The 16822-nt window shown below is 39.2% G+C and carries 11 protein-coding genes; all 11 read right to left on the bottom strand.

What is annotated here, in order from left to right; all coding sequences use genetic code 11:
• Positions 1 to 100: 100 nt before the first annotated feature.
• Positions 101 to 997 carry an ROK family protein gene (locus CEQ21_RS01740; protein ID WP_185762974.1) on the bottom strand — a complete coding sequence of 299 codons (897 nt, stop codon included), beginning with the start codon at positions 995 to 997 and terminating at the stop codon, positions 101 to 103.
• Positions 998 to 1020: 23 nt separating this feature from the next.
• Positions 1021 to 2406 (bottom strand): glycoside hydrolase family 1 protein, encoded by a 1386-nt coding sequence (locus CEQ21_RS01735; RefSeq protein WP_328593465.1) that lies wholly within the window; start codon positions 2404 to 2406, stop codon positions 1021 to 1023.
• 22 nt (positions 2407 to 2428) lie between these two features.
• Positions 2429 to 3934, bottom strand: a complete 1506-nt coding sequence (locus tag CEQ21_RS01730; RefSeq protein ID WP_185762973.1) for a response regulator transcription factor — start codon at positions 3932 to 3934, stop codon at positions 2429 to 2431.
• Positions 3927 to 5717, bottom strand: coding sequence for a sensor histidine kinase (locus CEQ21_RS01725; protein ID WP_185762972.1), 1791 nt, complete (start codon positions 5715 to 5717; stop codon positions 3927 to 3929). The genes CEQ21_RS01730 and CEQ21_RS01725 overlap by 8 nt, the downstream gene beginning before the upstream one ends.
• A 140-nt stretch (positions 5718 to 5857) precedes the next feature.
• Complete coding sequence (locus tag CEQ21_RS01720) at positions 5858 to 7312, bottom strand: ABC transporter substrate-binding protein (RefSeq protein ID WP_185762971.1); 1455 nt, start codon at positions 7310 to 7312, stop codon at positions 5858 to 5860.
• A 208-nt stretch (positions 7313 to 7520) separates the two neighbouring features.
• A complete protein-coding gene (locus CEQ21_RS01715) occupies positions 7521 to 8975 on the bottom strand; it encodes an ABC transporter substrate-binding protein (RefSeq protein WP_185762970.1) in 1455 nt (484 codons plus the stop codon).
• A 21-nt stretch (positions 8976 to 8996) separates the two neighbouring features.
• Entirely contained in the window at positions 8997 to 9980 is a 984-nt protein-coding gene (locus CEQ21_RS01710; protein ID WP_185762969.1) for a carbohydrate ABC transporter permease, read from the bottom strand.
• A 48-nt stretch (positions 9981 to 10028) separates the two neighbouring features.
• Positions 10029 to 10958: an ABC transporter permease gene (locus CEQ21_RS01705; RefSeq protein WP_127739466.1), complete on the bottom strand. Its 930-nt coding sequence runs from the start codon at positions 10956 to 10958 to the stop codon at positions 10029 to 10031.
• Between the two features lie 192 nt (positions 10959 to 11150).
• Positions 11151 to 14258, bottom strand: a complete 3108-nt coding sequence (locus tag CEQ21_RS01700) for an alpha-mannosidase (RefSeq protein WP_185762968.1) — start codon at positions 14256 to 14258, stop codon at positions 11151 to 11153.
• A gap of 24 nt (positions 14259 to 14282) precedes the next feature.
• On the bottom strand, positions 14283 to 16163 hold the full coding sequence (locus tag CEQ21_RS01695; protein WP_185762967.1) for a beta-N-acetylhexosaminidase: 1881 nt from the start codon (positions 16161 to 16163) through the stop codon (positions 14283 to 14285).
• Between the two features lie 34 nt (positions 16164 to 16197).
• Positions 16198 to 16821, bottom strand: a complete 624-nt coding sequence (locus CEQ21_RS01690; RefSeq protein ID WP_185762966.1) for a YesL family protein — start codon at positions 16819 to 16821, stop codon at positions 16198 to 16200.
• Position 16822: the final 1 nt, after the last annotated feature.

The following is a 16822-nucleotide window of genomic DNA, read 5'->3' as shown; positions in this document are numbered from 1 at the left end:
TTTGGATTTTCTAATATCATATCTATAAAAAAGAAAACCCACCTATAAAAGGTGGATTTTCGCTTGCACATTTATGAGGGAATGTTTTACCCAAATCTAATCAATACTTAGAATTCAAAAAATGAAACAAAGCTCCAACTAAATTAGCATCATTACCAAATTGACATGCTTCTACCTCTATCTTTAAAGAAGAAACATCATTTCGTAATTTCTGTAATTCTTGGTTAATTCCGGCTATGACATCCTTACGGGAACTGATACCGCCGCCAATCAGGATTTTCGCTGGGTCGATTGCGTATTGTAAATTGTAAATTCCGATTGCAAGCCTTTTATAAAAGTTGGTGAAAGCTTGTTGGGCAATTGGGTCGCCTTCTTCAGCCATTTTGAATACGTCTTCTCCATTAAGTGGTTCTTCCCTGAATGAATGGTTATTTTTCACCGCTTGCACAAGTGCATTGGTTGAAGCGTTAAGGCTCCATGTTGCTTGAAGTGGTTCGTTAAAGGAGGTGCCCATAATCATGCAGCCGAATTCTCCGCCATGAAGGGAAGCACCGCGGAGGATTGTTTTGTTAAGGACGATGCTGCCGCCAATGCCTGTTCCTATCACTATACAAATATAATAATCAATGTCTTTTGCTGCTCCTAGCCATCCTTCTGCTAAGGCTGCGCAATTTGCGTCATTTTCAATCGTTGTCTCGAGTCCCGTCATCTCCTTGATGAGTCCAGTCATGTTAACTCCATGTATGTAGGGAATTGCACTTGCTCCACCTATATAACCTGTTTTAACATCAACGGCGCCTGGAGAGCTTACCGCTAATCCTTGAAGATTAAAGTCAGCGGCGTTTTCCTCGACGACTTTTTGGACAGTCAGCAAGAAACTGTCCAATCCGTCCTTAGGTGTTGCTAGTTTGCCGCTTCTCAGTTTGTTTGCCGTTTCATCCATAACAGCATACTTGATAAAGGTGCCGCCAATATCTATTACCATAAAGGCTTCCATCTGCTTCTCACTCTCCAGTCTGTTTAAAATCCATTATTCTCTGCGAGCTGCTTATACCATTGCCCCGATTTCTTTACAGTTCGTTTCCTGTCATTCTTTAAATCTACTTCCACTAATCCGTAGCGATTCTTATAAGCGTTTGCCCAAGACCAATTGTCCATGAATGTCCATATATGGTACCCAAGACAATTGGCACCTTCCTGTATGCCTTTATGCACCCATTTTAAGTGCTCCTTCACAAATTCAATTCTGTAATCATCTTCAATAAAGCCCTCTACGTTGCGGAACTTCTCTTCTCCTTCCACCCCCATGCCGTTTTCCGAAATAAAAAAGGGGATATTATGATAATGGTCACGAAGGTCGACCATAATATCATAGACAGCCTCCTCTGCAATTTCCCAGCCGCGATGGGGGTTTATTTTCCTTCCTGGCATAATATAAGGATCAAATAAATGTTCTGGCATAAACGGTGCATTTTCCGGCTCAGGATTCTCTTTTGCTTTGACACGGCGGGGCTGATAATAGTTCACACCTAACAGGTCAATCGGGTTATTACGAATTACTTCCAAATCACCTGCTTCGACACTTGGAAGCAGCTCTTTTTCTGCTAAAATATCAACCAATTCAGTAGGGTATTCCCCCTTTGTAACAGGATCAAGAAAGCTGCGGTTGAAAAATAAATCCGCAATATGGGCTGCAGCAAAATCCTCTTTATCCTCGCTTCTTGGATAAGAAGGCGTTAAGTTGAGGATGATACCGATTTGGCCAAGGGCATTCGATTCCTTAAATGCCTCAACAGCTCTTGCGTGTGCAACGATCGTATGATGCGCAACAGTGGCAGCCCGTTTGAAATCTACGATATGTGGATAATGCAAATTGTATAAATAACTGGCTTCAACAGGAACAATTGGTTCATTAAATGTGAACCAATACTTGACGCGATCGCCAAATAAACGAAAGCAGACTTTCGCATATTGGACATAAGCATCGATTACTTCGCGAGATTCCCAGCCGCCTTTTTCCTGCATACACATTGGCATATCAAAGTGGTAAAGATTGATAAATGGTTCAATATTATTTGCCAGCAGCTCATCAATAACTTGGTTGTAGAAGTGAATCGCTTTCTCATTTACTTGTCCAGTGCCGTCTGGAATTAATCGTGACCACTGAATAGAGGTTCGAAAGGAGTTGTGTCCTGTTTGTTTCATTAATTGGATATCTTCTTTAAACCTGTTGTAAAAATCCGATGTCTGCTCTGGACCGACACCATTATGAAAGCTTTCAGGCTCAATGCTGTACCAATAATCCCATATACTTTGCTTTCTGCCATCAATAAGCGCTGCACCTTCCGTTTGTGGACCTGATGCTGCACTGCCCCACCAAAATTTCTCAGGAAAAGGATAATCTATTTTCATCATCATCACTTCTTTCTTAAATTTTCCGCCACTCACTCGGTGTTGTACCTACGATTTTTTTAAATTGCTTATAGAAATAAGTTGTGTCAGAATACCCTACTTTTTTGCCGATATCTCCTGCTCGATAATGAGTTGTTTTTAACAGTTCCTTCGCTTTCTCTAAGCGGTATCGATTTATATATTCGGAGAAGACGACTCCAACCTCTTTTTGAAATAATTGTCCTAAGTAAATGGCATTAACATGAAATTGCTGCCCTAGTGTCTTTAAGGACAATCCTTGGTCAAAGTGAGTATGGATAAATGTTAGGACATTTTGCACAATTGGACTTCGTAAATGAACATGGTCATGAATGGTAAGGATTAACTCATAACAATATTCCATCAATATATCTCTCATCTGCCTAATATCTGAACTGTATACAATCCGTTCCACAACAGCTGAATATAAACAAAGCTCCTCTGTTTGCAGGGAGTGATGAATATAGGAAATCAAATCAAATGTATATTTTTTCGCCACTTGCGGTGAAATGATATTGTTCTTCGCTGTTAAATTCTTAAAATATAAGTCAATCAGTTCTAATGATTCTTCCTCTGCGTTTATGAGCTTTTTTACAATACATTCTTTTAATTGCTGCTGCTTTTTTTGCTCTTCTTGTCGATCAATAGTCAGTTTATTGGAAATAAGTATATTCGGCTCTATATATAACTGCATTGTGCTGTAATCTCTTGCTAATGTAAAACTATCTTCCAATTCATCTATCACACGTACTGGCTTTCCCATTGTTAAATAAAAGGAGCCAATCTCTCTATCATCTTGCCGAAGATCCTCCACTAAGCGCTGATTATGAATGATTAGTTCTTCCTCACTTGCACCGCCAAAAATAATCACTAATTCCTCACTAGGATTTTTAACACATAAAGTAGAGTACTTCGCTTCAATGAAGTGACGAACGTCGTTAACAACATCTTGTTGTTGAAAATGTTCAATATTTAAGATAGACACATTGTAAAATGGCTGGTTTAAGTGAATATTGTATAATGCTAAACGCTCTAGACAATCATGTTTATCTATTTCTCCAGTCAAATAGCTCCACATTGTATTATCCAGCATTGTGGTTGATTCCTTTGTCCTGCTATTTGCCGTAGCAATCTTTAACTTCATCCCCACTGCTTGAAGCGTTTTCAATAATTCTTCTTCATCAACAGGTTTAACCAAATAGTTTTCAATCCCTAATAACAGCCCTCGTTTAAGATAATCAAACTCTTGGTACCCAGTTAAAACAATGCTTTTTATCTCGGACCGAAGGGCTTTCACCTCTTGTATTAAGTCAAGACCAGACATTTCGCCCATTAATATATCTGATATTAAAATGTCGATTGAATGTTGTTTAATATAGGCAAGTGCTTCCTCACCGCTTTCAGCGGTATGCACAATTTCAAATCCGTAATCTTCCCAATCGAGTATGGCTGACAGTCCTTTAGTGATGATCGGTTCATCGTCCGCAAGTAACACCTTATACATGGGAAATCCCCTGAACAGGAATAGACAAGGTAACCTTTGTTCCTGTAATTTTGTTACTCTCTACTGAGAGTCCATACTGCTCCCCGTATTTAAGCTTCAAACGCTGATGAATATTCCTCAATCCAATTGACTTCATTCCATCGCCCTCTTCACAATTAATATGTTGAACAATGTTGGCCAGTTCTTCCTCAGACATTCCCTTGCCGTTATCCTCAATACATATTTCGATTTTTCCTCGGTGATTCTCCGCATGAATAATTAACTCATTGTCGGAACGATCCTTTTTAAAGCCATGGACAAAATAATTCTCAATAATCGGCTGAAGGATTAGCTTTTGAACAGGTGTCTGTTCTAATTCATCTGGAATATGGAACTGTATCTTCAGCTTATCAGGATGTTTAAACTGCATTAAGGTTAAATATTGTTTGACATATTCAATTTCGGTGTAGAACGGTACAATATCTTTCGATTCCAATGAATAGCGGAATAGCTTTGCTAAATGGACGATCATTTTGCTGGAGGTTTTGGAGCCCTCCAAAACTGCAACCATGCGGATTGCTTCGAGCGTATTAAATAAAAAGTGGGGATTAATCTGTGCTTGAAGTGCTTTTAGTTCCGCCTGCTGCTGCTTCATAGTCAGTAGATAAAATTGTTCAATGTAAGTATTCAATTCATCTAGCATCGTGTTCATATTTAAGGCAATCTGAGCTAACTCATCTTCATCTTTGGATTCTGGAACACGTGCAGCAAGATTGCCCTTTTCTACTTGACGAATCGTTGAAACAATCTTATTAATCCGCTGCGAATAATTGCGCATAAACGTATAAGACATTAAAATCGCTGCTACTATAAGCAGGATGATAACGACCCACATTGTTCCTCTAACAATAGATAGCTTTTGCCAGCCTTCATCTGTTATGACGCTGACAAACGTATAGTCACCCTTATTCGCAACAGTATTTATATAAAATTTTTTAGATTTATAACTCGTTTTTGTTTCATTTGTTTCTTGCCGCAATTGATCAACTATTGCGGGAGGCACTCCTTCATTATGAGAATAAATAATTTGTCCTTCTGCATCAATTAAAAAGAAAGAGGCAGGTGCTCCTTCATTCTTTTTAACCATCTTATTTAAATGGTCCGTAGAATAATAGATGGAAATTTCACCTATTTTCTCCAATGTGACGGGGTTATTAATGACAACCCTTTTTGTGATTGTATCTTTTAATATCCGTCCTTTTGGAAGACCTGCCTCACTTAAGTTAGTGTCCCCTTCCTGCAAGGTATCTGTTGCTTTTTCTTCATTAATACTATTATTCCAGCGCAGGTAATTATTAATGAGCAAATATTCAACTCCGGCACTATCTAATGAGCGCAAACTAATGGCATTAATATCACTATCCTGACTAAAAAAGCCATTAAAATACGTATCAAGATTACTAGGAAAATAAGATTGTTCCTCTGTAAATCGATCAAGGCGGTATTCTAAATATTTTCCATAGCCATTATGAAGTGCAAAAGAGATATCATCGATTAAATCGCCTTGCACATAAATATCACTTATTGCTTTATTAATAACTGAATCTTTAGTAGAGAAGTAATCCTCTACCCTTTCAATCGTTCTTGTAGTAACATTGACTTCCTTTTGAATAATTATTTCAGAATAATAGTTAGTAATTGTTACAATCAATATGATAACGGTTACAACAATAGTGATAGATGACGTTAAAAACAATTTATTAAATATTTTTTCATGAAAGCGGCTATTCTGCTTCAACTTCATTTTCAATCCCTCAATTATGTTAAGTTTTCAGTTTTAGTTATTAAATGGTTAAGGATCGAAGACGAGAATATTTTCTCTGCTGATACAAATAAATTCGCTTGGAAACAGAATATCCATTACTCAGCCTGAAAGTTGCTCCTTTAATTCTGAGTGCTTTTCCACTCATCAAATTGCTTCTGAATTTCTGTTAACACCTTGTCCACTCCTGCTTCTTTTAATTTTTTATTAAATTTCGGCAAGTAGTTTTCAGGGTCTACAGAACCTGTTGCTATGGCTGGGTAGAATTCTTTTGTAATGTTTGTAATTGCGGCAAGCTCTGAGCGTACAGGATCACTGGTAAATTTGAAGCCAAGTGACGGTCCTCTGACTGCAGAATCATTAAATTCCACAAACTTATCCCATTTATCCTTTGGATCACCTTTATATAGATCTAGTATATAGTTGTTTCCTAAAGTATAGGATGGGATGTTATAGCCTTCAATACGTGCAGGCAAATCTTCAATGGTACCGTCTTCATTTTTTGTGTAATGAGTTCCTTCGATTCCTTTATCAATAAGGTTGCGAACATACGGATCTGTGTTAAGCAGTGTTAAAAATTCCATAGCTTTCTGCGGGTTTTTTGATGTTGCAGAAATTGCTTGAATCGAACCAGATACAGAATCATTGACAATCGCTGCTGGTTCGGCAGGAATGGACACTACTTCATACTCTGCTTCACGTGACCATAATAACTCGGCATAAGGCTGGTAATAGCCCATACGAACAAACCAGTTTTCGACATCCATTGGCCAATTTTCTTTGCTTACTGCTGCATCTTCCTTTAAATAGCCTGCTTTATAGTACTCATGCATTGTTTTAAATTGCTTCATTGCATCATCTGTTTCAAAATGATTAATAACTTTGTCTGTTTCTCCTTCAAATGGGAAGGCAAAAGGCATTTCACCATTGAACACAATGTCATAGCGCACTGGTGCCATAAATGTCGCTATTGGCGTTATGCTAGATTCATTTTCTTTCATTATTTTCAGCATTGGTTCAAGATCCTGCAAGGTTTTTACCTTGGAAAGGTCAAACTTGTATTTGTCAACAAGCCGTTTGTTAAACGTATAAACATTTTGTTTAGCAACCTCTTTATTAGCAGGAATACCATATAATTTTCCGTCCACCATATTCCCTTCCAGCAGAACAGGATTAATTAGGTCTTTAAGTGCCTTCCCTTCCTTTTCCAACAAATCATCAATTGCTAAGAATGCACCTTTTTGCGCATTTTGAACATAATTATTACCAAATGTAAAAATTATATCAAATTCTTCACCGGAATTAATCATTACTTGCGATTTTTGATCCCAGTCTCCCCAATCAATTTGCGTCATTTTGACTGTGGCATTTATTTTTTCCTTCGTATACTTGTTAACCTCTTCGAATACTTTTTCGGTATCTTTTTGCGGTGTTCCAAGTGTGTACCATTTAATTTCATAGGGTTGATTTTCGCTACCGCTGCTACTTTGTGCGCCATTATCTTTACTGCAGGCAGATAAAAGGGTTCCGACTGCCAGAACAGCAGATAAAATAAGGCCTAAACGTTTTTTCTTCACTTCACTTCTCCTCTTCCTATTGATTATTTGTATTGCCAGCAATCAACTATGCTAATTGAGTCAGATGATTGTGGTGTTTTTAGTTCCAATCCCCCCGCTATTTTAAGGTAACAGTTCATGGTTTATACAATAGGAAGGATCGAAGTCATATAACTATATAGATGAAAACAGGACAAGCTGGAAGTATTAATCCAGCTTGAATATTTTCTTATTGCTGTGAGCTTTTCCAGTCATCATATTGCTTTTGAATTTCTGTTAGCACCTTCTCCAAGCCTGCTTCCTTCAATTTTCCATTGAATTTCGGCAAGTATTCTTCTGGGTCCACAGAGCCTGTTGCCAAGGCTGGATAAAATTCTTGTGAAATGTTAGTAATCGCCGCAAGCTCTGACCGCACTGGATCACTATTAAACTTAAATCCTAGTGACGGAGCTTTTACAGCAGAAGCGTTAAATTCCTTGAATTTCTCCCATTTATCTTTTGGATCATCTTTATACAAATCTAAAATAAAGTGATTGCCTAAAGAATACGATGGCATGTTATATCCGTCGATACGTGCTGGTAAATCTTCAATCGTGCCGTCATCATTCTTTTTGTAATGAGTTCCTTCAATTCCTTTATCGACAAGGTTGCGAAGATATGGGTCTGTATTAAGCAGTGTTAAAAACTCCATCGCTTTTTCCGGATTTTTTGATGTTGCAGAAATTGCCTGAATCGAACCAGATACAGAATCATTAATAATTGTCGGCTCTTCAGAAGGAACAGACACTACTTCATACTTAGCAGAACGTGACCATAGTAAATCAGCATACGGCTGGGAACCGCCCATACGGACAAACCAGTTTTCCACATCCATCGGCCAGCTGTCTTTGCTTGTTGCTGCATCTTCTTTTAAGTAGCCTGCTTGATAGTATTTCCGCATTGTTTTATATTGCTGCATCGCATCATCCGTATCAAATGGATTAATAACCTTGTCTGTGTCTCCTTCAAACGGGAACGCAAAAGGCATTTCATTATTAACAACATAGTCGTAACGTAAAGGTGCTTTAAATGTTGCCATCGGTGTGATTCCAGGTTCATTTTCTTTAATTGTTTTCAGCATTGGTTCAAGGTCTTGCAATGTTTTAACCTTTGAAAGATCAAAACCATATTCGTCTGCAAGACGTTTGTTAAATGTATAAACATCCTGTCTGGCAACCTCTTTGTTTGAAGGTATACCATAAAGTTTTCCGTCGACCTTATTTCCTTCAAGCAAATCAGGATTGATTACGTCTTTAAGTGCTTTACCTTCTTTTTCTAACAGATCATCAACAGCTAGGAATGCACCCTTTTGGGCATTTTGAACGTAAGCGGTACCATTTGTAAAGATTATATCAAACGATTCACCAGAATTAATCATCACCTGTGATTTTTGGTCCCAATCACCCCAGTCAATTTGCGTCATTTTGACTGTAGCGTTGATTTTTTCTTTTGTATATTTATTCACCTCTTCAAAAACTTTATCTGTATCCTTTTGTGGTGTTCCAATCGTGTACCATTTGATTTCATATGGCTTGTCACCATCAGCACCGCTACCATCTGTAGAACTGTCCTTACTACAGGCAGACAGAATTGCTCCAGCTGCCAAAACGGATGCTAGCATAAGACCTAATTTCTTCTTCTTCATCGCTTTTCCCTCTTTCTTTGATTATTCTTTAACGCCACCAATTGTCAGTCCACTAATAAAGTACTTTTGGAAAAATGGATAGGAGACTGCAATTGGCAATGTGGCGATTACTACCATTGCCATTTTGGCTGATTCTTGCGGTATCGTATCGAATAAACTTTTCTGCAGGATGGCAACATCCATATTTTTTCTCATAAATTCAAGGTTTGCCTCTATTTTCATGAGTAAAGCCTGGAGCGGAACGAGATTGGGGTTATCTATATACAGCAAGGCTGTAAACCAATCATTCCAATAGCCTAGTGTACTAAACAGGGCTATTGTGGCAATTCCCGGCAAGGAAAGCGGGAAGATGATTTGAAAGAATATTCTCCATTCACTTGCCCCATCCATTCTTGCAGATTCTAAAATGGATTCAGAAACAGACTTCAGAAAGAAAGTTCTCATGATGATAATGTAAAAAGCGTTCATAGCAAGCGGTAAAATCAAAGCCCATATCGAATTCTTTAGATGCAAAAATTGTGTGACAACGATATATGTCGGCACGAGCCCGCCGCTGAACAGCATCGTGAAAAACGCAAGAAATGTGAAGAATCTTCGATATTTAAATTGAGGTCTTGAGATTGCATAGGCATAAAAGGTTATCATAAATACACTGATGACAGTCCCCAAAATGGTTACAAGGATTGTAACACCATATGAGCGGAATAATGCTTCCTTCATACCCCATAAATACCTATAGGCATCGATACTCCATTCCTTTGGAATAAGCTCAAACCCATTTCTTACAATGCTTTCCTCTCCTGTAAAGGAAATGATGATGACATATATAAAAGGAAAGACACATGAAAACGCGAGGATTCCAAGCAGTACACTAATTACGGCATTAGCTGCCGGATGTATGGCATGAGGATCCCGAAACTTTTTGGAGAAGTTAGTCTTTCCCTTTTTTATTCCTTGTGTCGAGGCTATTTCAAGCGTTGATTCTGTTTGGTCTAGTTTTGGCATATATTTAGCCGCAGGGCGACTTTTCCTCCCTTCATAAAGAAATGAATGTTAAAACAGTGCACTTTCCTCATCTACTTTACGCACAATGTAGTTAGTAATCATAACGAGGATAAATCCAACTGCCGATTGATAAAGACCCGCTGCCGTACTCATCCCGATATCCCCTAAATTCATGAGTCCTCGATAAACAAATGTATCAATAACGTTTGTTACCCCATACAAGGAACCTGAATCTCTTGGAACTTGATAAAACAATCCAAAATCGGAGTTGAAAATGCGGCCAATATTCATGATTGTTAAGATAATCATCAACGGCTTAAGCATTGGTAAAGTAACATGTTTTATCTGCTTCCATTTCGAAGCACCGTCTATCATTGCTGCCTCATAATATGTTTTGTCAATCCCGACAATGGAGGCTAAGTAAACGATACTTCCGTACCCCACGCCCTTCCAAATGCTCATGATGACCAGAATAAACGGCCAATATTTCGACTCGTTATACCAAGAAACAGGGTCAGCATTAAACCAGCCGAGAATCATATTTAACAAGCCATGCTCTGTACTCAAAAACGTGAAAACAAAGTAACTGCCGATAACCCATGAAATAAAATGAGGAAACAGAATAGACGTCTGGTAGACCTTTGATAGCCGTTTATTAATTAACTCATTGAGCAGGACCGCTGTTGCAACTGCAGTCACTAGCCCCAATACAATAAAGACAAGGTTATAGAGTATAGTATTTCTTGTGATAATCCAAGCGTCATTCGTACTGAATAGATAGGTAAAGTTGTCAAAGCCGACCCATTCACTGTTTATGACGCTTGCAAAAAAGCCATCAGGATCTATTCGGAACTTTTTAAAAGCCAGCACTTGCCCGAACATCGGAAGATAGGAAAATAACAGCAGCCAAATTGTTCCTGGTAAAACCATAAGCAGCCAGATTCGATTTTTATAAAGGTCTTTTAATACACTTTTCATATTTCCCCTCCTCCCTCTATTAATGTAAGCACTTACATAATCTTATTTTATAGGGAAAATTGTTTCAAGGATAGTTGACTAATTTAGGATTAAGTGCAAAAATCTAAGAATTTTTAAAAAATTATTCAATAATTAGACAATATAACACAAAAATGGCCGGCTTTTGTACTCATGCCGGCCATTTCTATGCATTTATAAAATTCTAAAGGTTTTAATCTCATATGGCTTGATGTCAAACTTAATAGGAGTGACAGCATATTCTCCAATCGGTTCCTCCATCAAATCCGTTTCAACCCAAGACAAATGGTTCTTTAAGACATTTAGTGTCACATTGCCTCTTCGCCCTTCGTATTCATGCAGACGAATAATCATTCCGTTGCCATCGTATGCTGGTTTAATCGCATCTATCCAAACATGATTGGCATCCATTTCTAAAAAGGACGCTTCTTTCGTCTCCGTACCTGCAAATACCTTTACAGGGTCGTTCAAATCATATGCTTTCTCCACGGTCCTTGCTTCGCGCCAATCACCAATATGAGGGTAAAGTGAATACACAAACGAATGTGTCCCTTGATCTGCATGGGGATCTGGATGTATGGCTGCTTTTAGTAACGTAATTCGCATCGTATTTTCTTTAATGTCATAGCCATATTTAGAATCGTTCAGCAGACTGACCCCATAATCCGGCTCTGACAGGTCTGCCCACTGATGACCGACCGTCTCAAATTTAGCCATATCCCAGCTAGTATTCCAATGGGTTGGTCGCTTCACATTGCCAAATTGTATATCATAGGTTGCCTCTGTTGCCCGAATATCAACAGGGAAGGCACTTTTCAGTAATTTTCGCTTTTCATGCCAATTAACTGTTGTTTCAAAATCAATTCGGCGATCATTGTGATAAAAGACGATGCGCTGGGAAATGTCAGAATGATGATAGGACCACTTCGCATTAATAGCAAACGACAGTTCATCATTTTCGACTACCTCAAACTCATCTAAATGACGGATTTCTTCCATTTTTTCTTGATAAAAAATATCAATATCCCAAGCGTCATGGGCGAGTGGCTTATCCTCAAATATTTGCAGCACATTTCCCTTTTGACCACTGCTAAGCACTTGGCGATTTGCCTGCTTATCAAACAAGGACGTTATTTGACCATACTCATTCCACTCCACTGTATAATACTGTGTTTCTAGTTTTCGATTTTGATAGAAGAAGTTCGATTTTTTCTCCGGAACTGTATTTTCCTCAAAATATAAGTTCATTGCACCAAAGGATGGCAGGTTATTAACCTCAATCATCCAGCCATTATTTTGTTTTTGCTGCGGTACGATGTCGCCTTTGCTGTTTTTCCAAACACCTTCTTTAACACCAGTAATAGAAGGGATCTTTACATTTCTTTTTCCAATGCTTCCGGCTGCATTAACTAACACAACAGAATGGTCATTTCTCTCCATGCTCCGATCCATTATATTGGCTTCTACATTCTGAACTATCTCTTGTGCTTCCTTGTATTCTTCTCTAGCATCCTCATATACTTCATGAATGGAGGAGCCAGGAATAATATCATGGAATTGATTACGCAGGATGATTTTCCAGCCATCGTTAAGCTCTTCCCTTCCGTACCACTGACCACTTTCCGAAAGCCAAGCTGTCAGGAATTCGGCTCGTCTGTATGACAGCTCTAATTTCCGATTCATCTGCTTCATAAATGCCTGGCTCGTATAGGTACCGCGATGATATTCCAGGTATAGCTCACCATCCCATTTATGAATATAGCCATCCGCTTCCGCTACATTTTGGTGCAGCTTTTCAAAAAATTCTCCTGCTGTGGATGTTTTCACGTTCGGCATACCTGGCAGCTTATCAAAACGCCGGCGCATTTCAAGCATATGACGATTAACGCCGCCACCGCCATCACCATAGCCATAGGAAAGCAGCAAATCCTTTGATAACTCCTTGTCTCGGTACCCTTTCCAAGCACCACTTACTGTTTTCGCTGTTATAAAGCCATTATAGGTATAGAACCATGAATCGGCAGAATTCCACGGCTCTGGTGTAGTAATGAAATGGGTTAAGATTTCCGTGCCATCCATGCCTTTCCAATAAAAGGTATCATGAGGCATGCGGTTATATTGGTTCCAGCTGATTTTCGTCGTCATCATTGTTTTGATGCCCGATTTTATCAAAATCTGCGGCAATGCCCAGCTATAGCCAAACACATCTGGCAGCCATAAGTATTCACAGTCAACACCAAACTCTTCTTTGAAATAATTTTTGCCGTGGAGGATTTGGCGGACAAGCGATTCTCCGCTCGGAATATTACAATCCGCCTCCAGCCACATCGCCCCGCCTGCTTCCCATTTGCCATCTGTAACTCTTTCTTTAATTTGAGCGTAAATATCAGGATAATCGCATTTTAGATAGTCATAGAGCTGTGGCTGTGTTTGCAGGAATAAGTAATCAGGAAACTGCTTCATCAAATGCAATACCGTTGAAAACGAACGAGCAGATTTCTCCCTCGTATTCTTTAAACGCCAAAGCCATGCTACATCAATATGGGTATGACCGACAGTATGAATGGTGATATCAGAAGTTTTATCTATAGATTGCAGCGCCTCAGTAACACTTTCGTCTGCCGCATAACAAGACTGGTAAAACTCATTGCTGCCTGGCTCTGTCCAATCAATTTGCTTAAGTGCATCAGAAATCAATTTTTTTAAGATAGTATAAGCCGAATCTGATTCACTTGTTTCTGTTAGCACCTCAAATGCCGCTAGAAGTGTGTAATATAAGTTATCTACACGGCGATCTAGCCAGCCAATCGCAGCATTTTCGAGCTTAAATTCATTTTGAACAGGAACGCCTCCACCTTCAAGCCCTGACCAAAGCCGGAAATCTAACATAATCGGTTCTTTTGCTGTCTCTTCATCGAAAAGAACCTCTTCATGATTGGAATCAACACCTTGATAAGGCTTGCCATTAACAAATAACAAAGATTCAAAGCCGGAGTTATTTCCGCCGCCAGTTTTTCCAAATGAAAACAGACCTGCGACCTGTTGATCGGCAAATGGCAGATGAGTATCAATCTCTGCATGAAGCCAAAGATAACGATCGCGTCCTTGCCAATAGTCACCGATATTCATCTTTTTTTGACTATTATAGCTTGTTGGCGGATAAGCACCGATTTCCCCATCATCCTCCTGTATGTGAAATGAAGAGATTTCTGTAAAGTCTCGATAGCGGTAACCTGCCAGTTCTTTTATGCGCTCTTCAAACTTTCTTTCTACTAAAAACATATTTTTCACCCCTACATAACAAGATTAAATGGAAAAGCTGCCGGCAGTGACGATACGATGATAAACATTGCCGCCGACTATCCCATCAGCCATTTCCCATGGCCCTTCATGAGTCATTCTTACTTCCTCTAACTCCTCTATGAAAGAAATCCGCCCATTAATCCACTCCTGCAATCGGAATTTAGCGGAAGCGATTCGAGCCAAAACACCGCCATAACGAACATCTATTACTTCCCAGCCAAATGGCTTGTTTGCCTGAAACCAAAGACTGCGATGCTTTTGTCTTAACAGGTCAACATTCGCACTTATTTTATCCAAGATAAGCAGAAGTGCCTTCATCTCTTCATAATCTTTATGTTCATATGCAGCCTTCACTTGAATACCGATTTCGGCTTTGTCCGCTAAAACCGCAGCAAGCTGTTCATAAAAATCAAATAAAGCTTCCCAGTTCGGGTTCTTCTGTTTGCCTTTATTGAGCATTTCCATAACGCGCTGATAGTGCTTTCCAAGAGATAGACTACGAATATTCTCATCGTATAAACCTATTAAAATATCTTGATAAAGCAGCACTTTTGATGTCATCGAGCAATTCAAGTTATCTTCCATAACACCAGGTGTTTCATCTAATAATTTCAAATTCATAAAATCCTCAAAATCTCCTGCACCGCAAAAGGCGAAACGCTCTGCTACTTCATCCATCGTCACATCCTTGCAGTAAGTGTGCTCGGCAAATAGTTGCAGCATTGGATAAGCGGTTGAAATTGGTGTTTCTGCTCCGTTATCACCCCATAATGTCACAAAGATTTCATCAATCCCTTCCTTTTTACAGGCAGGAAGTGCTGCATTTGTTGTAACAATCGCCTTGCCGTAGTTTGGCGCAAGTCCGTTCCAAGTCCATGCCCCTCCCGCAAAAATTGGCTTTGCGCCAAGCAGCTTATGCTTGTAAATATCCTCTTCATACACTTCCTGTTCTTTGCGGTAATAATTCCAATAAACATACTCCACGTCAGGAATATCCCTTAGAATATCTTTCCGAATGTTGCCATCCTCATCCATATACGGGCTGTTGTCAGCAAACAAGGGATAATACATATCGCTCCAGATCATTGGTTTTAACCCAAGCTTGTTTGTTATCGCAACAACCTGTTTGAGATGACGGGTCATTAAATCAATATGATGTTCATAGCCATGCTTCTCTAAAAATTTCCCTAAGCCGAGCTGAAATGTCTCGTCCATGCCGATATGAATCCGGTTTGTGCGAAATGGCTCTGATACAGCCTTAAGACAGTTTTCTAAAAACTGATAGGTGCTCGGTTCATCAACAAGGAGGATATCGTCTGTATCTTTGATCGTGGAAGCATAATTCCATTTGATGGCCTCCCGCATATGGCCTAATGTTTGAATACAAGGTATCATGTCAATTCCAAGCATCTCCGCATATAGATCACACTCCTTGAGCTCATTACGAGTGTATCTTCCCCGCATATATCCAAAATAAGGATACTCCTTTACCTCATATGTATCCTCTGTATAAAGCATTAACGTATCAAGACCAATGAGCGCCATATGTTCTAGCAGCTTTTTCACTTCGTTAACTGTTGGCACCGCGTTTCTCGATGCATCAAGCATGACACCGCTCATCTTAAATTGTGGCGTCTCCTGTTTGTCGAACTCCTTGCTTTTTTGATAGTTTTCCAGCCATAATCCTAATGCCCGAAAAAAATGGATAGGCTTTTCAAACGTAATTACACCAACACCACTTTTATTGACAACCCTTAATGGTCCCCTCTGCTGCTTCACGTCAATCGGATAACCATTAGCAGTCAGCTCCACCTTTAATCGTTTTGCCATACATTCTAAACCTGCAGCGACATTTGCTGTGTCGCCTTTTAAGAACAGTTCCACAAAAGTTCCCTCCTTCTTTCAAAAGATAATTTGGTTAATACTGCTGTTGCAGCCTTTTTTCTAAAAAGGTAAATCTGCTGAGGCAAACCTTCATCATCCAAAAAGCCGGTGCCACCGCAGAAATAAACGGGATCAGTCCAGGCATCTGATTTATCATGCTGCCAATAACAAAAAGGCCGGCAGCAATTCCTATTGTTGATGGTAAACTTGTTAGCGTGAACAGAAGCGATTGTTTAATATATTCTTTATTGGATAACTCATAATGAACATAGACGGCGAAGAAATAGCACACAACTAATAACAAAAACAGCATCATTATTGATATTATGGTAGAGAGAAAGCTTGCAAGCATGCCGGACATAAAGCTATCAATAATTCTCAGATCCAAATAAAGAAACAGGCCAATGCTATAAAACACAAGGCCTATTCCATTCGTTCGCTTCCACTCTTTCATATACACTTCCTTAAACGTTTTCCATACAGAGAAATCTGATTCTTTTCTCAGCCATTTCCGGACTATTGTAAACAGGGCAACAGAAGCAGGAAAAAACCCAAAAACTCCTAATCCTAAAGCAGTAAAGGCTATCCAGCATAAATTGACAAAGATGCCCCGCCATAACCATTCACAACCAACAATCATCCATGGTTCTTTTTTCATT

Origin of the sequence: Niallia circulans, assembly GCF_007273535.1 — a bacterium.
In the GTDB taxonomy this organism is placed as follows: domain Bacteria; phylum Bacillota; class Bacilli; order Bacillales; family Cytobacillaceae; genus Niallia; species Niallia circulans_B.
This window is presented reverse-complemented; position numbering and strand designations above follow the sequence as displayed.

Coding starts and splice junctions, on each gene's coding strand:
- CEQ21_RS01740 (WP_185762974.1), bottom strand. CDS start 997: ATGGAAGCCTTTATGGTAATAGATATTGGCGGCACCTTTATCAAGTAT.
- CEQ21_RS01730 (WP_185762973.1), bottom strand. CDS start 3,934: ATGTATAAGGTGTTACTTGCGGACGATGAACCGATCATCACTAAAGGA.
- CEQ21_RS01725 (WP_185762972.1), bottom strand. CDS start 5,717: ATGAAGTTGAAGCAGAATAGCCGCTTTCATGAAAAAATATTTAATAAA.
- CEQ21_RS01715 (WP_185762970.1), bottom strand. CDS start 8,975: ATGAAGAAGAAGAAATTAGGTCTTATGCTAGCATCCGTTTTGGCAGCT.
- CEQ21_RS01710 (WP_185762969.1), bottom strand. CDS start 9,980: ATGCCAAAACTAGACCAAACAGAATCAACGCTTGAAATAGCCTCGACA.
- CEQ21_RS01705 (WP_127739466.1), bottom strand. CDS start 10,958: ATGAAAAGTGTATTAAAAGACCTTTATAAAAATCGAATCTGGCTGCTT.
- CEQ21_RS01700 (WP_185762968.1), bottom strand. CDS start 14,258: ATGTTTTTAGTAGAAAGAAAGTTTGAAGAGCGCATAAAAGAACTGGCA.
- CEQ21_RS01690 (WP_185762966.1), bottom strand. CDS start 16,821: ATGAAAAAAGAACCATGGATGATTGTTGGTTGTGAATGGTTATGGCGG.